This window comes from Streptomyces sp. NBC_01003 (genome assembly GCF_045162695.1).
Classification (GTDB): Bacteria; Actinomycetota; Actinomycetes; order Streptomycetales; family Streptomycetaceae; genus Streptomyces.
Window position 1 is genome coordinate 1320929 of the sequence record NZ_CP108707.1, and the last position, 24264, is coordinate 1345192.

Genomic DNA, 24264 nt, shown 5'->3' on the forward strand with positions numbered 1-24264 from the left:
GTTTCCCTCTCAACCGATCCACAGAGCGAGCGCCGAGACGAGCGCGGCGGCGCCGGTCACCCGCAGTACCCCGACGGCCTGCGGATCCCATGTGTTCACGCGTGAACGGGAGACCCCGTCCGGCACGGAGGCGACGGGCCTGGCGGGCGCGGGAGCCGGCGCCGAGAACTGGGGGTCCACGGTGACCGTGGTGACTCCCAGCGGCGCCGCCAGCGCACGCAGCGCGGGCTCGGCGAGCCTGATCCACGGCTGCTCGGAACCGAGCGTCGCGGTCAGCTTCCGCTCCGAGGTGAAGCCGACGGCCGTACGGTCGCCGAGGGGGGTACGGAAGAGCCGGGCCGCGCATCCTGTCGGTCCCGGCCGGACCGGAACGAACAACGGTCCGGCCGGGAACCGATCAAGAGGCTCCGGGTCTTCGGGGTACGAGGGTTGTGCCATGGGATGCCTCCTGGAGGATCCGGGGTGATTCACGTGCGGGGATCGAGACCCCGGACGCCGGCGGCTGCCCGGGGCTCACCGCTGAAGCTATGCCCGCCCACTCCCGCTCACCGATACCTCATAACGGGACGCTGACGGTGAGCGGGCCGACGCATACGGGACGCTGACGCGAGGAGCGATCGACGGTGGAGACACCCGTCAGAGGAGCGCCAAGAAGTGGCGTTCGGGCTGTCCGAAGGCCCCGCACCAGGAGTGAGATGGAACCGACCCTCAGGACTGCCCGCGGGAAACCGTCCGTGGGCGCGTGCGAATGAAGAACGGTGAAGTCATGTCTGGTTCCGGCGCCCCCACAGCCGCTCGTGTCGTGGTGGGGGTGAGTGGCTCCCTCGGCAGCCTCACCGCTCTGTGCCGGGCGGCCGTGGAGGCCCGGCGCCGGAGTGCCGCGCTGTGGCCCGTCCTGGCCTGGGAGCCGCCGGGCGGGGATCTTGCCGCCCGCCGCTCCTCGTCGTCGTACGTGCTGCTCGACGACTGGCGGCGCATGGCGTGCCGGAACCTGCTCACCGCGCTCGACGACGCGTTCGGCAGCACCGGCCCCGGCGTCCCGGTGAGCGCCCTTGTCGCGCGAGGCACCCCGGGCCGGGCGCTGGTGGAGATCGCCGACGGCGAGGACGACATCCTGGTCGTCGGCGCCGGCCGGCGAAGTCGTTGCCACCGCGCTTTCTCCCGCTCGGTGAGCCGCTACTGCCTCGCCCACGCCGGCTGCCCGGTTCTCGCGGTGCCGCCGTCCCCGCTGGAGGCGGAGTTGACCAGTGCGCATCGCCGCAACACCTGGCGACTGCGCCTGGACGCACGACACTTGGCCGACGAGTCCGTACGGCCCGAGGCCTGAACCCGGCCGACGGGGCCTCGACTCCGGAAGAGTGCTGCCTGTCCAGGGGGTGACCGACAGGTCGGACTGCTCCGGCTCCTGCGCCGGCGCCATCCGCACACCGAGCACCATGGTGAGTTCGCCGCCGGGGGTGTCCTCGGCGTCGAGGGTGCCGCCCATGGCCTCGGCGAAGCCACGCGCGACCGCGAGGCCCAGGCCGACACCGGCGCCGCGCGGGGCGTCGCCGTAACGCTGGAAGGGCTCGAAGATGCGCTCCTTCGCCGACCCGCGCGTCACCGCTGTCTCCGTACACCCGGGCGTCTGCGACACCGCGCTTCTCCCGCTCTACGCCCACGAAGGCGTGACGCCTGCCGAAGGCGCCGGCCATGTGGTGCGCCTGTGTGACCCGGCGGTCGAAATCGTCAATGGCGCCTACTACGACCGCGACACGCAGGTGGATCCGGCCCCGGCCGCGACGGAGGGCCGCACGGTACGACGCCTCAACAGGCTCGCAGACCTGCTGATCGGCCGGACAGCGTGAACTTCCCCCACTGACGACGGAGTTGCCGACCATGCCGACGCGTGCCCGCGAGATGATCGAACTCGCGCCCCACCAGCTGCCCGCCCTCACGGACTGGTTCCCCCCGGACTCCCCGGGCCCGGCTGCCGTCGGCGAGCACGCCCTCGCCACCGGCATCGGCCGATGGTGGGCGGACCGAGCGATCCGCCCGCGCGCGATCGCCGTTTCCTTGCGCCGGACACGCCCTGCTGCGGGGTGCGCCGGACGTTCTCGCGCCCGAAGCCCTGGCGCCACTGGCGAACCACTACATCGACGCCCCGACCGGCTTCCTGCCCACCCTCGGCGCCGCCTTCGACCGGCTCACTCCCTGGGAACGGATGGTGTGGACCCTGCGGGCAGAACCCCAGCCCGTCACCACACCCCGCGGCGTGACCCTGCGCCGACTCGAACCCGCCGACGCCGACGCCGTGCACGCGCTCGGCCCCGACGCGGCCTGGATCCACACGAGTTGGGGCGGTCCGCCGGGCCTCGCCACCTCCGGTCACGGCTGGGCCACCACGGACAGGAAAGGCCAACTGCTCGCCATCGCCTGTACGTACTTCCGCGGTACCCACCACGAGGAGGTGGCGGTGTTCACAGCCCCGGACCACCGCCGCCACCGCCTCGCCCTGGCCTGTGTGACGGCCCTGTGCGCGGACATCACCGCACGCGGCCACACGCCCACCTGGAACTGCTCGGTCCTCAACCGCGCCAGTCGGCTGCTCGCCTGGACTGCCGGCTTCCGCCTGGTCCACGAGTACGTCCACCACTCGGCCGGGAGCCCCGCGAGACACCGCCGGCTCACTGCATGAACAGGCCTCAGTACGGGAGGGACGCTCTCAGCAGCGCGTCGACGCCCCCGACTGGTTGGTGAGGTTGTCGTTGGACATCCAGCCCGACGTGTTCGTGCCCGCCACCCGCACGTACGTCCAGTTGTGGCCGTATGCGTTGACGACCGAGCAGTGGTACCAGAGCTTGGAGCCGTTTTCGGCCAGGGCGACGGACGAGCACGTCTGGTACGGCCCGGTCACGATGTGGTAGCTGCCGGACATGTAGCCGTACGTGCCCGGGTTCGGGTCGCGGTGGGTCCAGCCGCTGCAACTCTTCGACACCGAGCTCGGCTTGGACGTCGGAGGGGCCGGCGGCTGCGAGGCCGTGGCACCGCCGTCGCTGCTCGGTCGCGCCGACGACCCGCCGCCGTTGTCCGTGTCGCCCGCGCCCTCGTCCCCCGCCTCACTCGGCTGCTGCGACGGTGTGCGAGACGGCGCCTGCGAGGTCGCCGACGACGAGGCGCTCGGCGACTTCTTGCCGCCACCCACGCTGCCCCTGCTCGGCAGATCGCTGACCTGCGAGGCACCGGAACGCGTCGGCGCCGTCCGGGCCTCGTCCGACTTCGTGTCGTCGCCGGTGCCCACCAGGGCGTACGTGATGCCGCCGCCCGCGATCACCACGGCCGCGGCCGTCGACGCGATGACGGCACGGCTGCGGCGCCGGGCGCGGCCGGAGGCGCGGCCCGCCGCCCGTCCCACGGTGGGCTCGCCGGACTGGGGAAGGGTGCTGGCCAGGCCCGGCGCCGGGTGGCCGCCGCCCTGCGGAGGCTGAGGGTACGGCGCGGCAGGAGATCCGAACCCGGGCCCGGACTGATGAACCGCATGCGGCGCGGGGACAGCACCCTGGGCCTGCGCCTGGGCCGGGGGCCCGAAGCTCACCGTGCTGCCCGCCGCCACCCGCTCCAGCATCTCCCGCGCCTGGCCCGCATCCGGCCGGCTCTCCGGGTCCTTCGCCATCAGCGCCCTGAGCACCGGCGCCAGCGCCCCCGCCCGCCCCGACTCGGGCAGCGGCTCGTTCACGATCGCCGCCAGCGTCGACCACACCGACGTACGGCGGAACGGCGACGTGCCCTCGACGGCCGCGTACAGCGTCATGCCGAGCGACCAGATGTCCGACGCGGGGCCCGGCTCCTTGCCCTGCGCGCGCTCCGGGGGCAGGTAGTCGAGGGAGCCGACGAGCTGGCCGCTGCGGGTCAGCTTGTCCATGGCGTCGTCGCCCGCGGCCTCCATGCTGGCTATGCCGAAGTCGGTGAGCACGACGCGGCCGCCGTCTTCGAGCAGTACGTTCCCGGGCTTGACGTCCCGGTGCAGCACCCCCGCCCGGTGCGCCGCGTCGAGCGCGTCCATCAGCTTGGCACCGATCGCGGCCGCCTCGTGCGGCTCCAGCGCGCCGCGCTCGGTGAGCACGTCGTCGAGCGAAGGCCCGTCGACCAGCTCCATGACGATGACCGGCAGGCCGTCCTCCTCTGTCACGTCGTGCACCGTGACCACTCCGTTGTGGCGGATACGGGCGGCGGCCTGCGCCTCCCGCTGCATGCGGACCCGCAGACCGGCCAGATCGGACGCGGAGGAGTCGGTGAAGGCTCTGAGGATCTTGACAGCGACCTCTCTGTCGAGCAGCTCGTCCACCGCCCGCGCGACCACCCCCATGCCGCCGCGCCCGATCATCGAGGTGACCCGGTAACGCCCCCCGAGTACCTTGCCGATCAGCTCGCTGCCGTTCTTTTCCCCCGACGTCACCGCACGCTCCGTTCCGTGACTGTTCGTCAATTCCCGTACCTGGAAGGCATAAGACTAGGGGAATGGGAACAGCGGGGAACTCGCGGCCGGCCGCTGGGCTCAGGTGCCCGGCTTGCGGCCGTAGACGTAGACGTCGTCACCCGTCTTCAGCAGGGACCAGTACTTCTTCGCGGTGGTACTGGTCATATTCACGCAGCCGTGCGAGCCGGGCGGGTTCCACATGCTCACGCCGACCGAGTGGAAGGCCTGGCCGCCGTCGAAGAACTGGCTGTAGGGCATGGGCACGTTGTAGATGCTCGACACGTGGTCGATGTGCCGCCAGTAGATCTTCTTCAGGCCGGTGCGGGTCTCGTAGCCGTTTCGGCCGGTGCGGACCGGCACCGGCCCGTAGACGAGGTTCTTGCCGTCCTGGATCCAGCTGAGCTGAAGCGTCAGGTTCACGCAGGCGATGCGCCCCTTGTTGACGGGACATTTGCCGTCTTTGTTGGGATTGCCGCCGACGGCCTTCTGCTTGTTCATCAGGTCCATCACGCCCCACGTGACGGGTCCCGCGTAGCCGATGTTCGGGCTGATGCCGTGCTTGTTCTGGAAGGCCTGGACAGCCTTGCAGTCCGCGGCGGACTGCTTTCCGTCGACCGGCCGGCCGAGGAACCCCTCCACCTGCTTCTGATAGGGACCGGTCGATGTCGTGCAGCTCGCGGCCTGCGCGGGCGCGGCGCCCAGCGCGAGCGTCAGCGGTGCGACGAGTCCGGTGATCCCCAGTGCGACGGCTCCCCGTCTGCGTATGTCCCCCATGGTGGGCCTTTCCTTGCAGGGCGCTCGATGCGCTCGAAGCGTTTCTCTGCCAGGTAGACCGGTCTCGGGTCGCTCAGGTTGTGGCGTTGCTCGGGCTGGGACCCAATGGTGACAATTCCGAGTTCTTCGCTGGTGAGGAGCGCGGCGACCACGAGCGTCGCTTCGGACTGTCCTGACATGGGCGCTCCCGCCTTGTCGTAGCGGCAGCGCGACCCTTTGTGACGGCCGGGTGTCCCGCGCGGCGGGCCGGGCGATCCCGGTCACGACTCCCCGGAGCCGGTTGCGGATGCTCCACACCCATACTGAGCAGCGGCGGCGCGTCAGCAGGCGCCGACCCACTCCTCGTCGCCGTCCGAGAAGAACTGGTGCTTCCAGATGGGCACCTCGTGCTTGAGGTCCTCGACGAGGCGGGCGCAGGCGGCGAAGGCCTCCGCACGGTGCGGGCAGGAGACCGCCGCGATCACCGCGACGTCGCCGATCTCCAGACGGCCCGTCCTGTGGACGGCGGCGAGGGCGCTGACCGGGAAGTCGGCGGCGACCTTCTCGGCGACCCGGCGCAACTCGCTCTCGGCGGCGGGATGGGCACTGTATTCGAGGGCATCCACCGACCTGCCGCCGTCGTGGTTGCGCACGGTTCCGACGAAGACGGCGGTGCCTCCGGCGGTGGCATCGCCCACGGCCTCGTACACCTCGTCCAGGGAGAGCGGGGTGTCGCGCAGTGCGAGCAGTTGAACGGGGTGGCCGGAGGGGTCCGGGATGTGCGGCATGGTTCGTTCCTGGGGTTGGGGGGCGTTGCGGTGCGTGCAGGGGCGGCGTGAACTCCGGCTTGTGCGTGGCGAGTTGGGGGGGATCAGCCGCCGGCGAACGGAGGCAGTACCTCGACCGTTCCCCCTTCGGCGAGGTGGACCGAAGCGTGGTCGCGCCCGCCGACCGGGCGGCCGTCCACAAGGAACGAGCAGTAGCCGAGCACCCGCGCCAACCGCGGACGGCCGTCGTGCCGGGAACGGACTTGTTCCAGCGCCTCCGCGAGTGTCGCCGCGCGGTAGGGCTCCTGGGCCGTACCGGCCGCGGCCTTGGCCGCCGCCCAGTAGCGGATGGTTCCGGCCGGCGTCGTCGGCGTCGCCACGGCTGTGCCTCCTGTTGTCGAGTTGCTCCGGTCTACGTTCGGCTGTCCCCACGCGGTCACTGTCCCGGCACCTCGAAGACTTCCGCGGTGGCCCCGGCGGGCACCCCGCCGGGCGGGATGACCGCGAGGCCGTCGGCGAACGCGAGGCCGCGCAGCATCGCCGGGCCGTCGAACGGGAGCGGTGCCACTTCGTGGTGCGTGCGTTGCACCGGCAGCAGCCGGGTGTCCCGCGGGTGGCCTGGCAGCTCGGTGGCGGCGCGCATCCGGCAGGGTTCCGCGTCCGGGTGCCCGCCGAGGTGCCGCAGCAGCGGCGCGGCGAGCGTCACCGTGCCGGCGACGGCGGCAAGTGGGTTGCCGGGCAGGCCGACCAGCCGGCGAGTCCGACCGTCGGGGGTGGGCGGCAGCTCGGCGAGCAGCATGGGGTGGCCGGGCCGTACGGCGACGGAGTCGACGAGCAGGCTGGCGCCCGCCTCTTCGAGGGTGGCGTGCAGGAAGTCCACCGGGCCGGCGGCGGTGCTGCCGGTGGTGACGACGACATCGGCGGGCGAGTTGTGTACGGCCTCCCGCAGCAGCCCCAAGTCGTCCGCCACCCGGCGGCGCCCGATCACGTCGGCGCCGCAACTTCTCAGCCACGGCGGCAGCATGGGTCCGAGCGCGTCGCGTACCCGCCCGTGCCGGGGGAGGCCGGCCTCCAGCAACTCGTCGCCGAGTACCAGGAGTTCGACGGTCGGGCGGCGGTGTACGGCGAGCCGGTCGTACCCGGCCGCCGCCGCGAGTCCCAGCACGGCCGGGGTCACCGTGATGCCGGCCGGGATCAGCGCCTCGCCCGCACGGCACTCCTGGCCACGCGGCCGGATGTCACGGCCCGGAGCCACCGAGCCGGGCCCGGTGGAGCGATCGCGCAGCGTGCCACTCTCGGCGTCGAACTCCCCATGTTCCCTCCGCAGTACGGCCGTTGCGCCCGTCGGCAGCCGGGCGCCGGTGGCGATGGGAACGGCGGTGCCGTAGTCGCGGAGCGGCGCGGACCGGTCGCCGGCGAGGACGGCGGCGCCGCCCACCAGCCACGGTCCCGGTCCGGCCACGGCCCAGCCGTCCATCGCGGACGTGTCGAACGGCGGCAGATCGGTGAGCGCCGTCAGCGGTTCGGCGAGAGCGTGACCGAGCGCGTCCGCCAGGGATCGGGTGACGACGGGCAGCGGCTGTCCGACGCAGTCCCGGGCGATCCGCCGGGCCTGGTCCCAGGTCATGTGGGACTCTGCTGCCACTCGCACTGCGCCCGTGCCGTCCAGGGTGTGCGCGCCTGCCGGGGTCATGCGGTGCCCGCGCTGTTCTCGGGCTCGGCAGCCCAGCGTTCGGCCGGCGCCGTCAGCTTGCGGTTCGCGACGTCAAGGTCGACGTCGAGTTCGGACTTGACGTCCTCGATCCATGTACGCATCCAGCTCACCTTCGTTCTTGTCTGCCTCTTGTTCGTTCTTGACTGCCTCTTGTCTGCCTCGGAGGCTCCTGAAATGGGGCCCGTCAGCCGCCGATGGCCGACATCGGGCGTTCCGGGCGGCGGAACTCCGGGCTGTTGATCGCGTGGCCGGGGCCCTTGCGGCCGACCGAGGTCCGCCAGGCCGCCTCCACCGTCGCGTCGTCGGCGCCGCCTCGCAGCAGAGCCCGCAGGTCGGACTCCTCAGTGGCGAAGAGGCAGTTGCGCAACTGCCCGTCCGCCGTCAGCCGCACGCGGTCGCACGTGCCGCAGAACGGGCGGGTGACACTGGCGATGACACCTACCAGCGCCTCGCTGCCCACGATCCGCCACTCCTCCGCGGGCGCGTTGTCCTGCCGCCCGACCGGCACCAGTTCGAAGCGCTCGCCGAGCCGCTCCAGGACCTCCGCGGCCGTGACCATCCGGTCCCGGTCCCAAGCTCCCTGCGCATCCAGGGGCATCGATTCGATGAACCGCATGTGGTATCCGTTCTCAGCCGCGAACGCGGTCAGGTCGACGATCTCGTCGTCGTTGACTCCCCGCACCGGCACCGCGTTGATCTTCACCGGGTTCAGACCCGCGTCCCGGGCGGCCGAGAGTCCGGCCAGTACGTCCTTGATCCGGTCGCGCCGGGTGATCTCGGCGAACCGCTCCGGGCGCAGGGTGTCGAGGCTGACGTTGACCCGGCCGAGCCCAGCCTCCCGCAGTGCGTCGGCGCCGCGTGCCAGGCCTATGCCGTTGGTGGTGATCGACAGTTCCGGAGCCGGCTCCAGGGCGGACAGACGGGCCACCAGGCCGGGCAGGCCCCTGCGCAGCAGCGGCTCCCCGCCGGTCAGCCGGACCTCGGTGATCCCGAGGCGCTCGGTGCCGATGCGGACCAGGCGTACGACCTCGTCGTCGGTGAGGACTTCGGCACGAGGCAGCCAGTTCAGCCCCTCGGCCGGCATGCAGTACGTGCAGCGCAGATTGCAGCGGTCGGTCAGCGAGACCCGCAGGTCCGTGTGGACCCGGCCGAAGCGGTCCACGAGGGGCGACGGAACGGCCGGAAGGCGCTCCGCGCGGTGGCGCCGGAACTGACCGGTCTCGGTCGGCTCGTCGCTGTGATCAAGCACGGTTGCGCCCTCCCATGAAATACCGGTGACCGGGGTTGGTGAAACATTAGAGACCAAAGTTCGCGAATGATCCAGGGGTCGGAATCCGAAGCCTTTCCTCACTCCACTTCTTCCCCACTTATCGATCATCATGGAAAGCTTTCCCCAAGAAGTCAAAGAGGGGCTCTCGATGGCATCATCGGTCGAGGTTATCGAGCCTCGAACCCCAGGCAGGACAAGGGAAAGCGCCTTGATAAGCGGCACCTATCAGGTGATCGGAAATGCCTCTTTGACGCACCACGCGGATTGCAGGAAGCTTCTCTCGCGGCGATGACGCGTAAACGTATCCGGCGCACACAAGTAAACCGCGGTAGAAGTGAACACGGAGAACAGGCGGCCGTTTCCCGGGGACCCGTCCGCCCAGGTGCATGAAAGAAAGAGGCAGACCAGATCATGAGCAGCAGCATCGAGGACCCGATCGACGACCTGACGGTCACGCCGCCCAAGACCTGGGCGACGGGTCTCCCCGCCGTGACGCACGCGCTGGAGTACTCCCTCAGCCAGACGTCCCCGCGCCGCACCATGCTGACGCTGCTGAACATCAACCAGGCCAAGGGCATCGACTGCCCCGGCTGTGCCTGGCCCGAGCACGCGCCGGGCAAGCGGCACATGAACGAGTACTGCGAGAACGGCGCCAAGCACATCAACGACGAGGCCACCTCGCGCCGCGTCACCCGTGACTTCTTCCGCGAGCACTCCATCGCCGAGCTGGACTCCAAGTCCGACTACTGGCTCAACCAGCAGGGGCGGCTGACCGAGCCGATGGTCAAGCGCCCCGGCGCGACCCACTACGAGCCGATCGGCTGGGACGAGGCGTTCGGCATCCTCGCCAAGGAGCTCAAGCAGCTCACCTCCCCCGACGAGGCCCTGTTCTACGTCTCGGGGCGCCTCAACAACGAGGCCGCGTTCCTCCTCCAGCTCTTCGCCCGCGCGTACGGCACCAACAACCTGCCGGACTGCTCCAACATGTGCCACGAGTCCAGCGGCTCCGCGATGTCGGAGACCCTGGGCATCGGCAAGGGCACGGTCTCGCTCGACGACCTGGAGAACTCCGATCTGGTCTTCGTCGTGGGCCAGAACCCGGGCACCAACCACCCCCGCATGCTGTCCTCCCTGGAGGAGACCAAGCGCAACGGCGGCAAGATCGTCGCCGTCAACACGCTCCCCGAGGCCGGCCTGCTCCGCTTCAAGCACCCGCAGCGCCCGCGCGGCATCATCGGCAAGGGCACGCAGATCGCCGACCAGTTCCTGCACATCAGGGCCGGCGGCGACCTCGCCCTGTTCCAGGCCCTGAACCTGCTGCTCCTGGAGGCCGAGGACGCCAACCCGGGCACGGTGATCGACCACGCCTTCATCGAGAAGAACACCATCGGCTACGAGGCCTTCGAGAAGCACGCGCGCCAGGTCACGTGGGAGCACATCTACGACGCCACCGGCCTCTCCCGTGAGGAGATCGACGAGGTCTTCGAGCGCGTCCTGAACGCCAAGTCGGTCATCGTGTGCTGGGCGATGGGCCTTACGCAGCACAAGCACGGCGTCCCCTCCATCCGCGAAGTCATCAACTTCCTCATGCTGCGCGGCAACATCGGCAAGCCCGGTGCGGGCGCGTGCCCGGTGCGCGGCCACAGCAACGTGCAGGGCGACCGCACGATGGGCGTGTGGGAGCGGATGCCGCAGAAGTTCCTGGACTCCCTGGGCAAGGAGTTCGGCTTCACGCCGCCCGCTCACCACGGTCTGGACGCCGTCGACGGCATCCGCGCCATGTACGAGAAGCGCGCCAAGTTCTTCCTCGGCGTCGCGGGCAACTTCGTACGGGCCACCCCCGACAGCGAGGTCACCGAGCAGGCGATGCGCAACTGCAGCCTGACGGCCCACGTCTCGACGAAGCTCAACCGTTCCCACACGGTCTGCGGTGAGACCGCGCTGATCCTGCCCACCCTGGGCCGCAGCGACAAGGACTTCCAGGCCACCGGCGAGCAGTTCATCACCGTCGAGGACTCGATGAGCGACGTGCACGCCTCCCGCGGCAAGCTGCCGCCGGCCTCCCCGGACCTGCTCAGCGAGGTCGCCATCATCAGCCGCATGGCTCTCGCGACCATCGGCGACAAGTACGGCATCCCGTGGCAGGGCTTCGAGGACGACTACGGCACCGTCCGCGACCGGATCTCCCGCGTGATCCCGGGCTTCGAGGACTTCAACGAGCGTGTGTCCGAGCCGGGCGGCTTCAACCTGCCCAACCCGGCCAACCGCGGCGTCTTCAACACCCCCAGCGGAAAGGCCGTGTTCACGCAGAACGATTTCACGATGCCGCACGTGCCGGAGGGTCACCTGCTGCTCCAGACGCTGCGCTCGCACGACCAGTGGAACACCATCTGGTACGCCCCCAACGACCGCTACCGCGGCATCCACAACGCCCGCCGTGTCGTGATGGTGAACCCCGCCGACCTCAAGCTGCTCGGCATCGAGGACGGCGACATGGTCGACCTGGTCAGCGTCTGGCACGACGAGCGGGAACGCCGCGCCGAGAACTTCAAGGTCGTCGCCTACCCGGCCAGCCCCGGCTCCGCCGCGGCCTACTACCCCGAGACGAACGTCCTGGTCCCGCTGGACAGCGTCGCCGACATCAGCAACTGCCCGACTTCCAAGGGAGTTGTGGTGCGTCTGGAGCCCGTCGGCACTCCGAGCTGACCCAACACCCGGCACTCCCACGGCAGCTCAGGGAGTGCCGGAGTCCTCGGAGTGCCCGCCGCGACGGCGGGCCGAAGCACCGTGTTCAGAAAGGTACTTGCCTGCATGCCCGCATCTCGCGCCGTCCGCGGCTGGCTTCCGGCGGCGGCCGCGGTGTTCGCCGCCGGGTGGGGCGCGAACCAGTTCACCCCGCTCGCGGTGGTGTACCGGACGCAGGAGCACTGGCCTCCCGTCCCGGTCGCCGCCATGTTCACCACCTACCTGCTGGGTCTGCTCCCCGGCCTGCTGCTCGGCGGCCCGGCCGCGGACCGGTTCGGCCGATGCCTCACGGTCCGGCCCGCCCTGGCCCTGTCCGCCGCCGCGAGCGCCCTGCTGGCGGCGGCGCCGGTGAGCGCGAACGCCGTCTACGTGAGCCGACTGGCCACCGGATTCGCGGCAGGTGTCGTCCTGACCGCGGGGACCAAATGGCTTCGGGAGCTGTCGGCCTGGGCCGGGCGCCCGGATGCCGGTGACCGGCGCGCGACGTACGCCACCGGTGGTGGCTTCGCGGCGGGTGCGGTGACGGCGGGCGCTTTCGCCGAGTGGCTGCCGCATCCGATGGTGCTGCCCGGCCTCGCCCACTGTCTGCTGGCCCTGCTGGTGCTGGGCGCGACCCGCCGCGTACCGGAGACGGCCCCTGCACCCGGTGCCGCCCCGGTGCCGTCCCGCGTCGTGGACCTGCACCGGGCGGTCGTCGGGAACAGGCGCTTCCTGTGGGTCGTGCTTCCCGCGAGCCCGGCGGTCTTCGGCGCCGCGACCGTGGCGTACGTCGTGCTGCCGCCGCTGGTGGCGAACCGGGTTCCCGGATACGCGCCGCTCTTCAGCGGTCTCGTGACGGCGCTGACGCTCACCATGGGCATCGTCGTCCAGCCCCTGGCCGTATGGCTGGACCACGCGCACAGCGCGCGGGCCACCCTGACCGCCATGGTCACCGTGATCGGAGGACTCGCCGTGGGCGCGATCGCCGTGCACCGGAACTCCGCCGGTCTCGTGTTGGCCGCGGCGGCCCTGCTCGGTGCCGGATACGGGCTCACGCTGGCGGCGGGCCTGATGGAGATCGAGCGGCTCATGCCGCCGAAGGCCCACCCCTCGACGGCGGTCCTCTACCAGGGCGCCACCTACAGCGGCTTCCTCACACCGCTCCTGCTCGCCCTCACGGCGGGCGCGGGCACCGCCCCCTACCCGGCGCTCCTGGCGGGCATGGCGGTTGTGGGCCTGCTGTGCCTGGCTGTCACAGCCGGGAACAGCCGCCGGAGTCTTCCCTGATGGCGCGGCCGCAGGACGAGGTCCGCCACGCGTCATATCGTCGACAACATCGGAGTACTGCTCCGAGGAGAGGAGCACCATCATGGGACGCGTGACCGCGCGTCGGCGTGTGCTGCGAGTTCGGGACGGGGTGTCCTCGTACCGGCCGGACACCATGGCCGTCGAGGAACCGATGGAGATCAGGGTGGGCGGGCGTCCGCTCACGGTGACCATGCGGACACCGGGCGACGACTTCGATCTCGCGGCCGGGTTCCTGGTGAGCGAGGGCGTGGTGCACGCCGGCGACGATGTGGCGGGGATCCGTTACTGCGCGGGCGCCACGGCCGACGGCGGCAATACGTACAACGTGGTGGACGTGGCCCTGGCCCCCGGCGTGGCCGCACCCGACGCCTCTCTGGAGCGGAACTTCTACACCACGTCCTCGTGCGGGCTGTGCGGCAAGGCCAGCCTGGACGCGGTGCGCACCTCTGCGGCGTGGACCGTCTCCGAGGATCCGCTGCGCGTCGGTCCGGAGCTGGTGACGGCGCTGCCGGACCGGCTGCGGGCGGCCCAGAAGGTGTTCGACAGCACGGGCGGCCTGCACGCCGCCGGCCTGTTCACCGCCGACGGCGAACTGCTGTGCCTGCGCGAGGACGTCGGCCGGCACAACGCCGTCGACAAGGTGGTCGGCTTCGCTCTGCGCGAGGGGCTGCTGCCGCTGCGCGAGACCGTTCTGATGGTGAGCGGCCGGGCCTCCTTCGAGCTGGTGCAGAAGGCGCTGATGGCCGGAATCCCCATGCTGGCGGCCGTCTCCGCCCCGTCCTCGCTCGCCGTGGACCTCGCAGCCGAGAGCGGACTGACCCTGATCGGCTTTCTGCGCGGCACCTCGATGAACGTCTACACCGGCGCCGAGCGGCTGGAACAGGTGCCCGTGGCCTGATGCCCTGACCGGTGACTCGTCCGGCGGCCAGCGAGCCCGGTTGGCATTCCCCTGGGCCGTCGGGTAGACCCATGACGTGCTGTTTCGCCAACTCGAATACCTGGTGGCCCTCTCGCGGGAGCGCCACTTCGCCCGCGCCGCCCAGGCCTGTTACGTCTCCCAGCCCGCCCTCTCCGAGGCGATCCGCAAGCTGGAGGAGGAACTGGACGTGCCGCTGGTCCGGCGCGGCCGCAAATACGAGGGCCTCACACCCGAGGGCGAACGCATCGTGGTGTGGGCGCAGCGGATCCTCGCCGATCGTGACGCGCTCAAGGACGAGGTCGGCGCGCTGCGCACCGGGCTGAGCGGCCGGATGCGGATCGGCTCGGTCCCGACCGCGTCCGGCGCAGTCTCCCTGCTGACCGGCCCGTTCTGCGCGGAGCACCCGCTGGTGACCGTGGAGGTGATAGCGGACCTCCAGTCGCGGGACATCCTCCGCCAGCTGCAGAATTTCGAGATCGACGCCGGAATCACCTATCTGCACAAGGACCTTGCGGAGAACTTCCACACCGTCCCGCTGTACGAGGAGCGGTACGTGCTCCTGATCACGGCCGCCGATGCTCTGGCGCATCGCACGACGGCCACGTGGACGGAGGCGTCACGGCTGCCGCTGTGCCTGCTGACCGACTCCATGCAGGGGCGCCGCGTGCTGGACGAGGTGTTCGCCGAGGCCGGGACCCGGCCGTCGCCCCGGGTCGAGACCGACTCGGTGGGCGCGCTGTTCGCCCATGTCAGGACGGGCCGGTGGGCCAGCATCGTGCCGCACGCGTGGCTGCATGTCTTCGGTGTCCCGCACGGCATGCGCGCGGTGCCACTCGTCGAACCCTCCCGGACCGTGCCGGTCGGACTGGTGGTCACGGCCCGCGAGCCGGGTTCGGTCATGGCCCGCGCGCTGACGGACGTCGCCCGGCACACCGACGTGGCGGCCGCGCTGGAACGCCTCCCCGGTGGTCCCGGGGTCTCCTAGGGTCTGTCGTTTGGATCCGGCCGGATCAGGGAGCAGGTCCCCCTGTTCGAGCTCAGCCGAGAGCTTGGGGAGTCGGCGACCGACGGCAACGCCGCGAGGTGCGGTGCCAGACCACGCGAGCCCGGCATGATCCAAACGAGAGGCCCTGGACGCGTCCGGCTACTCGCCGACGGACACGACCGTCACCGTCGCCTGCCCGTCGGGCGCGTCGTAGCTGACGCTGTCGCCGGCCCGGTGGCCGAGCAGCGCGCTGCCGAGCGGGCTGTCGGCGGTGACCAGCGTTTGGTCGAGCACCGCCGCGCCCTCGCCGATCTGGACGGTCGCCACCGAGCCGTCCGAGTACCTCACCTTGAGCGTGCTGCCCACGCCCACCACGTCCGCGCTGGGCCGGCCCGCGTCGGCGGCGCCGCGCAGGCGCACCTTGATCTCGTCGATGCGGGCGTCGAGACGGTGGGTCTCGTCGGAGCGGATCAACTCGTCGGCCTGGTCGGCACGGTCGCCCACCTCGGTGGTGTCCTGCAACGTGGCGGCGTCCGCGTCGCGTTCGGCCGTCACGTCGGCGAGTTCCTGCTCGAGCGCGCGGCGCTCGGTGGCGCTCATCGGTTCGGGCTCTCCGCTCATTCCTGCTCCCTTCACTTGTCGTGGCCGGTGGTCTGCGGTCGTCTGCGTCTGCGTCTGTGTCTGTGTCTGTGTCTGCGGGAAGGTCACTTGCCGTAGCGGGTCGGCGGGAAGGCCTCCCGCTCCGCCCGGGACATCTTGCCGCTGGGCATCTCGCCCCTGTCGACCTCGCGGTCGACCTCCCTCTGGATCTCCTCGTACTGCTTCGCGGGCCGCTCGGGCTTCTTCACCCGCAGCCCGACGCCCCGCAGGTCCTCCTGGGTGCGCCTTTCGAGCTCGTCCACGTTGGGCCGCAGGGGCATGCCCCGCCGGTCGTCGGGGTTGCCCTCGACGTCTCGGTTGGACTTGTGGTGATGGACCATGTGTCCTCCTTGGTTCAGGCGCCGTCAGGCGCGCCCGACCGGATCAGGCATCGGGAGTCTGCTGCGCCTCGGCCGCGGGCGGGTCCTCCGCGGCCCCTTCGGCCTTCGCCTTCTCTCCAGCGCCGTCCTTGCGCACGGTGCAGTGGATGGTGTCGTTCACCACGTCCGCGACGATGGTGTCCCCGGGCTCCGCGTCACCGCTCAGCAGGATCGACGCGATGCGGTTGTCGAGTTCGGCCTGGATCGTGCGCCGCAGCGGACGCGCACCGAACTCCGGCTGGTGACCGTGGGCGACGAGCAGCTTCTTGGCCGCTTCCGTGACGTCCAGGGTCATGCCCTGCGCGTGCACCCGGCGCTTGCTCCGGTCCAGGAGGTGGTCCACGATCTGCGAGAGGTCGTCCCCGCTGAGGCTGTGGAAGATGATGATGTCGTCGATGCGGTTGAGGAACTCCGGCAGGAACCGGCTCTGCAGGTCCTGCATCAGGTCGTCCTTGATCTCGGACGTGTCACCGTGGTGCGCGAGGATGCGGTGGGCGCCGATGTTGGACGTCATGATGACGACACAGTGCCGGAAGTCGACGGTGCGGCCCTGACCGTCCGTCAGACGCCCGTCGTCGAGGATCTGCAGCAGTGTGTTGAAGACGTCCGGGTGCGCCTTCTCCACCTCGTCGAACAGCACCACGCTGTACGGCTGCCGGCGGACCTTCTCGGTGAGCTGGCCGGCCTCCTCGTACCCGACGTATCCGGGAGGGGCGCCGACGAGCCGGGCGACGGTGTGCTTCTCCTGGAACTCGCTCATGTCGAACCGGATCATGTGATCCTCGTCGCCGAACAGCAGGTCGGCGAGGGTCTTCGCGAGTTCGGTCTTGCCGACGCCGGTGGGGCCGAGGAAGAGGAACGAGCCCACGGGGCGGTTGGGGTCACCCATGCCGGCTCGGTTGCGGCGTACCGCCTCCGAGACGGCAGTGACCGCCTCATCCTGGCCGACGATCCTCTCGTGCATCTCCGCTTCGAGATTGAGGAGCTTCTCCTTCTCGCTCGCGGTGAGTTGGGAGACGGGGATCCCGGTGCGGCGGGAGACGATGTCGGCGATGTCGGACGCGGTGACGGAGACGACGCCCTCGCGTCGCTCCTCGATCCCGGCGAGTTCGCCTTCGAGCTGCGCGATCTGCCGCTTGAACTCCGACGCCTTCTCGAAGTCCTCACCGGCCACGGCCTCTTGCTGCTCGCGCCGCAGCTTGGCGATGTGGTCCTCGCGGCTGACGACCTCGGTGGAGCGCCCGGCGCTGCGCAGCCGCACGCGCGCGCCTGCCTGGTCCATCAGGTCGATGGCCTTGTCCGGCAGGAACCGGTCGCTGATGTAGCGGTCGGAGAGCTCGGCGGCCGCCGCGAGGGCGCCGTCGGCGAAGCGGACCTGGTGGTGGGCCTCGTACGCGTCGCGCAGCCCCTCCAGGATCTGCACGGTCTGCTCGACGGTCGGCTCCGGAATCAGTACGGGCTGGAAGCGGCGCTCCAGCGCTGCGTCCTTCTCGATGTGCTTGCGGTACTCGTCGATGGTCGTCGCGCCCACGAGCTGCAGCTCGCCACGCGCGAGGGCGGGCTTCAGCATGTTGCCCGCGTCCATGGCGCCCTCGCCGGTGGCTCCCGCGCCCACGACGGTGTGCAGTTCGTCGATGAACAGGATGATGCTGCCGCTGGCCTGCTGGACGTCCTCGATGACCTTCTTCAGGCGCTCCTCGAACTGGCCGCGGTACTGCGCGCCGGCCACCATGCCGGAGAGGTCGAGCGAGACAACTCGCTTGTCCTTCAGAGTTGCCGGGACCTCACCCGCCACGATGCGCTGGGCCAGACCCTCCACGATGGCGGTCTTTCCGACGCCGGGCTCACCGATGAGTACAGGGTTGTTCTTGGAGCGCCGCGAGAGGATCTCAATGGTCTGCTCGATCTCGTCGGCCCGCCCCACGACCGGGTCGAGCATTCCCGCCTTCGCGTCCTCCGTCAGGTCCCGGCCGTACTCGTCGAGCGTCGTCGCCGGCTTCTTGGGCTCCGCGGCCCCTTCCGTGCGGGACGCCTGATCCGCGAGGCTCTCCAGTCGGTCCGGGCTGAAGCCCTGCGCGCGCAGCAGTCGGGCGGCGCCGCTGTCGGAGTCGCTCAGGAGCGCGGCGAGGATGTGCTCGGGGCCGATGTACGAGGCTCCGGCCGCCTGCGAGTGCGAGTAGGCGGCCTGGAGCGTGCGCTTGGCCGCCGGGGTGAGTCCGGGCTCCGCCGACGGCTGGCCTGACTCCTGCGGAAGGACTGCGGCGACTTCCGTCGACAGCGCGTCGGGGTCCACACCGATCTGGGAGAGCAGCTTCCGGGTCGGATCGATCTTCGTGGTCGCCCAGAGCAGGTGCTCGGTGTCGAGATCGGAGGTTCCGTCCTCGATCGCCTTCTGGGCGGCGAGACCGAGGAGTTCCTGCGACGAATCCGTCAACAGCCGTCCGATCGGCACGCGTTGGACGGCCGGCGGTGAGGATGCCGGCGACATTCCGAAGAACCGGTTGAACAAGTCGCTGAAGGGGTCGGACGAGCCGAACCCTGAACCGAAGGACATCGACATGCCTGCTCCTGATGGAGAGATATTGGTTCAACTCAAGCGCGATGTCAGCTGGGCCGCAACAGCAGCGAAATCGGTGCACCTGAGCGCCGGAATCAAGTGCGGAGGGGAATGCAACCCAATGGCGCGGGCCTGATTACCCAATGGCGCGGGCCTGATTGCGGGCGGGCGGCCGGGGACGCAGGCTGTCGTCGAGAGAATCCGGCGGGTGAGCGCCGCGAGAGTCGACGGAGTCGGAGAGCACATCATGGTTGAACGCGCAGACGTCACGCGGTCGCATCCCGCACGAACTGCCTGGTGGGCAGGGGCCGATCCGGCAACGGAGCTTCAGCACCTGTGGGGCGAGGTGAGCCGTCTGCTGGAGCGCTCCTCGCAGCCTGCCGGACCTTCGCAGCACTGGATGCCCGTGGTGGAGGAGGCGGACTCAGGTGTCGCCTATGTGGTGCGCGCGGAACTGCCCGGTGTCCCTCGTGAGCGCGTGAACGTAGAGGTGGACGGCAGGGAACTTCACATCTCCGGCGCCGTCGACGAAACCACGGACGGAAATGCGCTGCGTCGCCGGTCCGGGACCTTTTCCTATGGAGTTCGCGTTCCCGGCGACGTCGATATCGATCGTATCCAGGCGGATATGGCGGAAGGCGTCCTGACGTTGCGCCTGCCGAAGACCGCGGCGGTGACGCGGCGAACGATCGAAATCCGCGCCGAAGACACCGAAGAATAGCCGAAGGCACCGAAAAATAGGGGCCGAGCGGCGCCCGTCCCCTCTCAGTGTCCACCCGCCTGCTCCGGACGTCCTGTCTGCGGAGACCTCCTGTCGTGCGGATGTCAGCCGGTGACGATGCCCGTGACGAGGTTGATGGTCGTGGCGAGGATGCTGGTGCCGAACACGTACGACAGCAGCGAGTGCCGCAGCACCACCGAGCGGATCGTCGAGGTCGAGACGTTGGTGTCGGACACCTGGTAGGTCATGCCGAGGTTGTAGCTGAAGTAGAGGAAGTCTCTGTAGGCGGGCGGGTCGTCGTTGTTGAAGTCGATCCCGCCGGAGGCCGTGTAGTACAGGTACGCGTAGCGCGTGGCGTACATGAGATGGAGTGCCGCCCAGGCCATGAACACGCCGCCGAGCGCTACTGCCGCCGCGGCGTGGCCGCTTTCGGATTTGCCGAGCAGGAGCAGCAGCACGGTGGCGACCAGGCCGCACAGGGCGACGCCGACGATCACGAGCTCATCGGTGATGGGCTGGAAGTCCTCCCGTCGGGCATTGACCCGGGTGGCTTTGGCGTCCATCGGCCACAGCACCACCCAGCCCGCCAGCACGAAGAGCAGTTCGGTCGCGGCGATACCGGAGAGAACACCCAGCGCCGCGTTGTTCACCACTCCGACGATCGCCCCGACCACCGCACCACCAACCACGGCGGCACCGAGCCGGGGAACCGCGGACAAGGGCAACCGTGTGGTCATAGATCACCACACTAGTCTTTCCGCCACGGGCCAGCCTGGCGAAGCCTGCGGCGGGGGCACAGACTGGATTCAGCTGGATCCGGTGCAGTCGGCTGCAGTCGGCCGGATCCGCCGCAGTCGGTCGGAACCAGCTGCAATCAGATCGGAAACTCCGCTCGGAGCCGGTGGTATATACCGGACATGCCTTCTTCCCGCCGCCCAGTCGCTGCCGTGACCAGGCACGGTTGGCGGCCTGCCGTGGCCAGCGTGGTGCGCCTCCTCTCCCCGCGCGGCTCACTCGCGCTCCAGCGGGCGGACGGGGCTCTTCTCTTCGCCGTACGCGGCGCCTTGGCGATGGCACTTGTGGCGCTGCCGGTGGCGATCGCTGGGCGGCCCGATCTGTCCGTGTACGCGATGCTGGGCGCCTTCACCACGACGTTCGGGCGCAACCTGCCCTACCCGCGTCGCGCTCGCGTTCTCGCGCTGGTCGCGGTGGCCATGACGGCGTGCGTGGGCTGCGGATCGGCGCTCGCCGCGTGGGTTCGTCCGGGAGCCGGCGGCTGGGGTGCCGCCGTCGTGGTCGCGGCGACGGCGTTGGTCGCCGGGCTGGCGAAGCTGGCGTGTGACGCGACCCGGTTGAGCGGGCTCGGCGCGGTGCTGTTGTTGTTCTCCTTCGCGGTGGCGGCCAATGGCGCGCCCACCACCGCCGAAGTTCTCCCGCAGACCGGGCTTGCCGCGGCCGGCGCAGCGGTCGCCTGGGTACTCGGTGTGTCCGGCTGGCTGGTGCACCCGGACCGTCCGCAGAGATTCGCCGTGGCCAGGGCCCTGCGTGAGCTCGCGGGACTGCTGACCGGGCCTGGACCCGGCGGCGACACCCGGCAGGCGCGACACCGTACGACGGTTGCGGTGCTGCAGGCGTACCACTCCCTCGCTATCGCGCCTCCGACGCAGGCGCACCAGGCCGGCCGGGACGGAGTCTTCGTACGCCTCACCGACCTGTCGTGGTCGCTGCTGATCAGCTCGGCGCGCAGGGCGCCGGTCGACCCCGCCGCGACGGCGGAGCAGCTGCTCCGGCAGGCTCGTATCCTCACCGAGCGGAGCCGCCGACCGCCCGCGCTTCTGCCGGAGCTGGCCGGCCCGCCTGGCGAGGGCTCTCCCACGGCCCCTGTGTCGGGGCCCGCCGCGGGACCGGGCCACCCTGTCGCCTGGCGCGCCACCGAACTTCTGATGGGGCGACGCGCTGGTGGGCCCGAACACCGCGCCGTCCTCGCCGTTCCCGCGGTGCGGATGGTCCTGGGCACCGGGATCGCGGGCGGGCTGGCCGTGGCCGGGGGGCTTGAGCACAGCTACTGGGCGTCGATCTCCGCCGCCGCCGTGCTGCACTCCGTCAACCTCCGCACCACGGCCCAGCGCGCCGTCCAGCGCACCCTCGGCACGGTCATCGGTCTGCTCCTCGCACTCGGTGTGCTCGCCACAGACCCGAGGCCGGTGGCACTCGCCTGCGTGATCGTGCTGCTCGAATTCCTCCTTGAGTACTTCGTCCCGCGCAACTACGGGCTGGGCGTCGTCTTCCTCACCCCGCTGGCCCTGCTGATGAGCGACCTCGCCGCGCCCGCCCCTGCCGGGGAACTCGTCGCCGACCGCGTCCTCGGCAGCGTGCTCGGCATCGTCGTCGGGCTCGGCTGCGCCCTTCTGGTGGTTCATGACCACGCCGCGCTGCGCGTCGAGCGTGCGCTGGCCGCCTGCACGCAGGCATCCGATCAGGCGGCACGTTCGCTGGCCGAGAGCTCGGGACCCCAGCTTCCGGTCGTCCAGGTCCAACTGGTGCTGGCAGTGGTCGAGTTGCGCGATGCCGACGACGCCGCCGCGGGCGAACTGTGGCCGGCGGGGATCGACCCCGCCGAACTCGCGGCCGCCGAGCAACGTGCGTATCTCCTGCTGGAACGGCTCCACCATCAGCGGTAGCGGCCCACGGCCAACGCGCGCGGGCCTCCGGCCTCGGGCTAGCGTGGTGTGATGCGCCACGAGGTGTCCGATGCCCATACCGCGAGGACGGTGGGAAGCGGTGACCTGCCCGTTCTCGCCACCCCGTGGCTGATCGCGTGGATGGAGGCGGCCACCGTGCGGGCCGCTGCGCCCTTCACGGCGCCGGACCGGACGACGGTCGGAACCGGTGTCCGCATCAAGCACCTTCGTGCCACACGCGTGGGCGCCTGGGTCGACGTCCTCGCGGAGCCGCCGGCCGAAGCGGAAGGCCGACGGCTCACCTTCCTCGTACGGGCCCTGGACAGTACGGGAGCGCTGGTCGCGACGGGCGAGATCGACCGGGCGATCGTCGACCGGCGACGCTTCCTCGCAGGGGTGTCGGACCAGGACTCCGGGACCGATCAGGGTGCGCGTGGGGGCCATCCCTGATGGAAGCGCGCGGCGTCGGCGGCAAGATCGACGTCATGACATCCCTCTCGCGACGTTCCCTGTTGGCAGGCAGTGCGGCGGCGGGCACGATGCTGGTCGGCACGGGACGTGCTGCCGCGCAAACGCCGTCGGGCTCAGGCTCGCTGGACACACGCGCCTTACAAGAAGCGATCTCCGACCTCACCCACCCACCGGCCACGTCCGCGCAGTTACTCGTCGACCATCCGGGGCAGCGCTGGTACGGCACGTCAGGCGTGGCCGACATCGGAACGACCCGTCAGGTACGCCCGGACGACGCGTTCCGCGCGGGCAGCGTCACCAAGGCATTCGTGGCGACGGTGGTGCTGCAACTGTGGTCGCGGGGACTCGTGGACCTCGACGAGCCCCTCGGACGGCACCTCCCCGGACTGCTTCCGGCCGAGTCCGCGCGCATCACCGTGGCGCAGTTGCTGAACCACACGAGCGGGCTCCCCGACCATCGCGACCTGCCCGACGTCAGCACCCCGGAAGCCGTCCTGCGCCATCGGTTCGACAGGTGGACGCCGGAGGAACTGGTGCGCACCGTGACGCTCGATCCGCTCAAGTTCCGGCCGGGCAGCAAGCAGGAGTATCGGGGCATCAATTACGTCCTGCTGGCTCTGCTGGTCGAGGCCCTCACCGGACGCCCGTACGGCGAGGTGATCAGAGAGCGTGTCGTCCGTCCACTGGGCCTGCGAGGCACTCTGATACCGGGCCACGACACGCGACTGCACGGCTCTCATGTGCGCGGCTACCTGCAGATGACCGACGGGTCGCTGCGGGACGTGACCGTGTACGACCCTTCCTACGCGTGGGGCGAGGGCGAACTGGTCTCGACGGTCGCCGACCTCATCCGTTTCCATCAGGCGCTGTTCTCCGGCGAGTTGCTGCCACCGCGCGCGATGGGCCACCTCTTCACGATGCCACCCGACAGCGTGCGCATGCTCGACGGCAGTCCCGCCCGGTACAGCCTGGGTCTGCAGCAGGCCACGGTGAACGGCGTGACGTTCTGGGGGAAGACAGGGGACACCTATGGATACCGGACGCGCGTGTTCTCCACACGCGATCAGCGGCTCCGCTGGGTGCTCGCTTACACCCAGACCCGGCTGGCTTCTGCGGAGGACATGACCAACCGGGTCGTTTCGGTCCTGACCTCTTGAACCAGGGCCTCTCGTTTGGATCAGGCTGGGCTCGCGGGGTCTGGCACGCCCATCTGCGGCGTTGTCGTCACTCGCCGACTCCCCCAAGCTCTCGGCTGCGCTCGAGCAGGGGGGACCCCCATGACCCTGCTCCCTGATCCAGCCTGATCCAAACGAGAGACCCTAGCGGCGGACTTTGTAAAGGAGGTGCAGTACGCGGTCCCCCTGGAGCACCACGTGGGGGTCCTCCAGGAGGTGCTGGGTGTCGACGGACCCGAAATACCGCTTGCCCGAGCCGAAGACGACGGGCACGACGTCCATGGCCACCTCGTCGACCAGCCCCAGAGCGAGCGCCTGCCCGCCCACATCTCCGGCGGCCACGCCGACGGTGCTGTCCCCCGAGAGTTCCTTGGCCTTCGCGATCGCCTGCGCCACACCGTCCACGAAGTAGTACGACGCCTCTGGGTGCCAGCCCTCGGGCCTCGGCCGGTGCGACACCACGACCACGTGCTCCCCCGCCGGCGGTTTCCCCTCCCAGCCGTTGGTCATGTCGAACAAGTGCCGCCCGATCACCAGCGTCCCGATGCTCTCCCACATCGGCCGGACGTAGTCGGCTGAGATCTTCGACATCGACAGCTTCCCGTTCGAGCCGATCTCGATGTCGCCGTTCGCGTACCAGTCGAACAGCGGGCCGACCTGGTCCTCCGAGTCGGCGATGAAGCCGTCCACGGAAACCACGTTGTGCATGACCACTTTGCTCATCGGATCTCCTGGGTGTCCGTC

The 24264-nt window shown here is 70.2% G+C and carries 23 protein-coding genes and 2 pseudogenes; 11 read left to right on the forward strand and 14 right to left on the reverse strand.

Annotated features, from left to right (window positions below):
* Window positions 1-9: 9 nt before the first annotated feature.
* Window positions 10-438 carry an SAV_915 family protein gene (locus OG698_RS06200; protein ID WP_406101931.1) on the reverse strand — a complete coding sequence of 143 codons (429 nt, stop codon included), beginning with the start codon at window positions 436-438 and terminating at the stop codon, window positions 10-12.
* Between the two features lie 328 nt (window positions 439-766).
* Here OG698_RS06200 and OG698_RS06205 point away from each other — a divergent pair, with 328 nt between their 5' ends.
* A complete protein-coding gene (locus tag OG698_RS06205) occupies window positions 767-1327 on the forward strand; it encodes a universal stress protein (RefSeq protein WP_406101933.1) in 561 nt (186 codons plus the stop codon).
* A gap of 72 nt (window positions 1328-1399) precedes the next feature.
* Here OG698_RS06205 and OG698_RS06210 read toward each other — a convergent pair.
* Window positions 1400-1588 (reverse strand): annotated as a pseudogene (locus OG698_RS06210) (ATP-binding protein); the annotation flags it as partial.
* Between OG698_RS06210 and OG698_RS06215 the strand changes: the two are divergent.
* Window positions 1587-1847 (forward strand): annotated as a pseudogene (locus OG698_RS06215) (short-chain dehydrogenase); the annotation flags it as partial. The pseudogenes OG698_RS06210 and OG698_RS06215 overlap by 2 nt on opposite strands.
* 407 nt (window positions 1848-2254) lie before the next feature.
* Window positions 2255-2677, forward strand: a complete 423-nt coding sequence (locus OG698_RS06220) for a GNAT family N-acetyltransferase (RefSeq protein ID WP_406101935.1) — start codon at window positions 2255-2257, stop codon at window positions 2675-2677.
* Window positions 2678-2704: 27 nt separating this feature from the next.
* On the opposite strand, the gene OG698_RS06225 is transcribed toward OG698_RS06220, so the two are convergent.
* The 7 genes from OG698_RS06225 to moaA form a co-directional block, all read right to left on the reverse strand.
* Window positions 2705-4435, reverse strand: coding sequence for a serine/threonine-protein kinase (locus OG698_RS06225; protein ID WP_406101937.1), 1731 nt, complete (start codon window positions 4433-4435; stop codon window positions 2705-2707).
* Window positions 4436-4534: 99 nt separating this feature from the next.
* Entirely contained in the window at window positions 4535-5230 is a 696-nt protein-coding gene (locus tag OG698_RS06230; protein ID WP_406101938.1) for a L,D-transpeptidase family protein, read from the reverse strand.
* 320 nt (window positions 5231-5550) lie between these two features.
* Entirely contained in the window at window positions 5551-5997 is a 447-nt protein-coding gene (locus tag OG698_RS06235) for a molybdenum cofactor biosynthesis protein MoaE (RefSeq protein WP_399971347.1), read from the reverse strand.
* Window positions 5998-6080: 83 nt separating this feature from the next.
* Window positions 6081-6356, reverse strand: coding sequence for a MoaD/ThiS family protein (locus tag OG698_RS06240; RefSeq protein ID WP_406101939.1), 276 nt, complete (start codon window positions 6354-6356; stop codon window positions 6081-6083).
* Between the two features lie 56 nt (window positions 6357-6412).
* The gene (locus OG698_RS06245; protein WP_406101940.1) at window positions 6413-7603 is read right to left on the reverse strand and encodes a molybdopterin molybdotransferase MoeA; all 1191 of its coding nucleotides are present in this window, start codon (window positions 7601-7603) and stop codon (window positions 6413-6415) included.
* Window positions 7604-7665: 62 nt separating this feature from the next.
* Window positions 7666-7791, reverse strand: coding sequence for a hypothetical protein (locus OG698_RS06250; protein ID WP_406101942.1), 126 nt, complete (start codon window positions 7789-7791; stop codon window positions 7666-7668).
* A gap of 83 nt (window positions 7792-7874) precedes the next feature.
* The gene (moaA, locus tag OG698_RS06255; protein ID WP_406110877.1) at window positions 7875-8852 is read right to left on the reverse strand and encodes a GTP 3',8-cyclase MoaA; all 978 of its coding nucleotides are present in this window, start codon (window positions 8850-8852) and stop codon (window positions 7875-7877) included.
* Between the two features lie 519 nt (window positions 8853-9371).
* Here moaA and OG698_RS06260 point away from each other — a divergent pair.
* The 4 genes from OG698_RS06260 to OG698_RS06275 all read left to right on the forward strand — a co-directional run bounded on the left by OG698_RS06260 (window position 9372) and on the right by OG698_RS06275 (window position 14896).
* The gene (locus OG698_RS06260) at window positions 9372-11666 is read left to right on the forward strand and encodes an FdhF/YdeP family oxidoreductase (RefSeq protein ID WP_406101943.1); all 2295 of its coding nucleotides are present in this window, start codon (window positions 9372-9374) and stop codon (window positions 11664-11666) included.
* 105 nt (window positions 11667-11771) lie between these two features.
* Window positions 11772-12971: an MFS transporter gene (locus tag OG698_RS06265; protein ID WP_406101944.1), complete on the forward strand. Its 1200-nt coding sequence runs from the start codon at window positions 11772-11774 to the stop codon at window positions 12969-12971.
* An 82-nt stretch (window positions 12972-13053) separates the two neighbouring features.
* Window positions 13054-13890, forward strand: coding sequence for a formate dehydrogenase accessory sulfurtransferase FdhD (fdhD, locus tag OG698_RS06270; RefSeq protein WP_406101945.1), 837 nt, complete (start codon window positions 13054-13056; stop codon window positions 13888-13890).
* A 76-nt stretch (window positions 13891-13966) separates the two neighbouring features.
* Window positions 13967-14896 (forward strand): LysR family transcriptional regulator, encoded by a 930-nt coding sequence (locus OG698_RS06275; protein ID WP_399971335.1) that lies wholly within the window; start codon window positions 13967-13969, stop codon window positions 14894-14896.
* Window positions 14897-15055: 159 nt separating this feature from the next.
* On the opposite strand, the gene OG698_RS06280 is transcribed toward OG698_RS06275, so the two are convergent.
* The 3 genes from OG698_RS06280 to OG698_RS06290 all read right to left on the reverse strand — a co-directional run bounded on the left by OG698_RS06280 (window position 15056) and on the right by OG698_RS06290 (window position 18475).
* Window positions 15056-15517, reverse strand: a complete 462-nt coding sequence (locus tag OG698_RS06280) for a GreA/GreB family elongation factor (protein ID WP_406101946.1) — start codon at window positions 15515-15517, stop codon at window positions 15056-15058.
* An 83-nt stretch (window positions 15518-15600) separates the two neighbouring features.
* Entirely contained in the window at window positions 15601-15876 is a 276-nt protein-coding gene (locus tag OG698_RS06285; protein WP_406101947.1) for a hypothetical protein, read from the reverse strand.
* Between the two features lie 43 nt (window positions 15877-15919).
* Window positions 15920-18475 carry an ATP-dependent Clp protease ATP-binding subunit gene (locus OG698_RS06290; RefSeq protein ID WP_406101948.1) on the reverse strand — a complete coding sequence of 852 codons (2556 nt, stop codon included), beginning with the start codon at window positions 18473-18475 and terminating at the stop codon, window positions 15920-15922.
* Window positions 18476-18719: 244 nt separating this feature from the next.
* Between OG698_RS06290 and OG698_RS06295 the strand changes: the two genes are divergently transcribed.
* Window positions 18720-19193 carry an Hsp20/alpha crystallin family protein gene (locus OG698_RS06295; RefSeq protein ID WP_406101949.1) on the forward strand — a complete coding sequence of 158 codons (474 nt, stop codon included), beginning with the start codon at window positions 18720-18722 and terminating at the stop codon, window positions 19191-19193.
* A 104-nt stretch (window positions 19194-19297) separates the two neighbouring features.
* On the opposite strand, the gene OG698_RS06300 is transcribed toward OG698_RS06295, so the two are convergent.
* On the reverse strand, window positions 19298-19930 hold the full coding sequence (locus OG698_RS06300; RefSeq protein ID WP_406101950.1) for a DUF1345 domain-containing protein: 633 nt from the start codon (window positions 19928-19930) through the stop codon (window positions 19298-19300).
* 180 nt (window positions 19931-20110) lie between these two features.
* On the opposite strand from OG698_RS06300, the gene OG698_RS06305 reads away from it, so the two are divergent.
* Genes OG698_RS06305 through OG698_RS06315 form a run of 3 tightly spaced genes read left to right on the forward strand, consistent with a single transcriptional unit; the run spans window position 20111 to window position 23502 of the window.
* A complete protein-coding gene (locus OG698_RS06305; protein ID WP_406101951.1) occupies window positions 20111-21874 on the forward strand; it encodes an FUSC family protein in 1764 nt (587 codons plus the stop codon).
* 51 nt (window positions 21875-21925) lie between these two features.
* Window positions 21926-22324, forward strand: coding sequence for a thioesterase family protein (locus OG698_RS06310; protein WP_399971321.1), 399 nt, complete (start codon window positions 21926-21928; stop codon window positions 22322-22324).
* Complete coding sequence (locus OG698_RS06315) at window positions 22324-23502, forward strand: serine hydrolase domain-containing protein (RefSeq protein ID WP_406101952.1); 1179 nt, start codon at window positions 22324-22326, stop codon at window positions 23500-23502. Before OG698_RS06310 ends, OG698_RS06315 begins: the two co-directional genes overlap by 1 nt.
* A 162-nt stretch (window positions 23503-23664) precedes the next feature.
* Here the strand turns inward: OG698_RS06315 and OG698_RS06320 are convergent, their stop codons facing one another.
* The gene (locus tag OG698_RS06320; protein ID WP_406101954.1) at window positions 23665-24243 is read right to left on the reverse strand and encodes a dihydrofolate reductase family protein; all 579 of its coding nucleotides are present in this window, start codon (window positions 24241-24243) and stop codon (window positions 23665-23667) included.
* Between the last annotated feature and the right edge of the window lie 21 nt (window positions 24244-24264).

Coding starts and splice junctions, on each gene's coding strand:
- OG698_RS06200 (WP_406101931.1), bottom strand. CDS start 438: ATGGCACAACCCTCGTACCCCGAAGACCCGGAGCCTCTTGATCGGTTC.
- OG698_RS06205 (WP_406101933.1), top strand. CDS start 767: ATGTCTGGTTCCGGCGCCCCCACAGCCGCTCGTGTCGTGGTGGGGGTG.
- OG698_RS06230 (WP_406101938.1), bottom strand. CDS start 5,230: ATGGGGGACATACGCAGACGGGGAGCCGTCGCACTGGGGATCACCGGA.
- OG698_RS06235 (WP_399971347.1), bottom strand. CDS start 5,997: ATGCCGCACATCCCGGACCCCTCCGGCCACCCCGTTCAACTGCTCGCA.
- OG698_RS06245 (WP_406101940.1), bottom strand. CDS start 7,603: ATGACCTGGGACCAGGCCCGGCGGATCGCCCGGGACTGCGTCGGACAG.
- OG698_RS06250 (WP_406101942.1), bottom strand. CDS start 7,791: ATGCGTACATGGATCGAGGACGTCAAGTCCGAACTCGACGTCGACCTT.
- OG698_RS06260 (WP_406101943.1), top strand. CDS start 9,372: ATGAGCAGCAGCATCGAGGACCCGATCGACGACCTGACGGTCACGCCG.
- OG698_RS06265 (WP_406101944.1), top strand. CDS start 11,772: ATGCCCGCATCTCGCGCCGTCCGCGGCTGGCTTCCGGCGGCGGCCGCG.
- fdhD (WP_406101945.1), top strand. CDS start 13,054: ATGGGACGCGTGACCGCGCGTCGGCGTGTGCTGCGAGTTCGGGACGGG.
- OG698_RS06280 (WP_406101946.1), bottom strand. CDS start 15,517: ATGAGCGGAGAGCCCGAACCGATGAGCGCCACCGAGCGCCGCGCGCTC.
- OG698_RS06285 (WP_406101947.1), bottom strand. CDS start 15,876: ATGGTCCATCACCACAAGTCCAACCGAGACGTCGAGGGCAACCCCGAC.
- OG698_RS06290 (WP_406101948.1), bottom strand. CDS start 18,475: ATGTCGATGTCCTTCGGTTCAGGGTTCGGCTCGTCCGACCCCTTCAGC.
- OG698_RS06295 (WP_406101949.1), top strand. CDS start 18,720: ATGGTTGAACGCGCAGACGTCACGCGGTCGCATCCCGCACGAACTGCC.
- OG698_RS06300 (WP_406101950.1), bottom strand. CDS start 19,930: ATGACCACACGGTTGCCCTTGTCCGCGGTTCCCCGGCTCGGTGCCGCC.
- OG698_RS06305 (WP_406101951.1), top strand. CDS start 20,111: ATGCCTTCTTCCCGCCGCCCAGTCGCTGCCGTGACCAGGCACGGTTGG.
- OG698_RS06310 (WP_399971321.1), top strand. CDS start 21,926: ATGCGCCACGAGGTGTCCGATGCCCATACCGCGAGGACGGTGGGAAGC.
- OG698_RS06315 (WP_406101952.1), top strand. CDS start 22,324: ATGGAAGCGCGCGGCGTCGGCGGCAAGATCGACGTCATGACATCCCTC.
- OG698_RS06320 (WP_406101954.1), bottom strand. CDS start 24,243: ATGAGCAAAGTGGTCATGCACAACGTGGTTTCCGTGGACGGCTTCATC.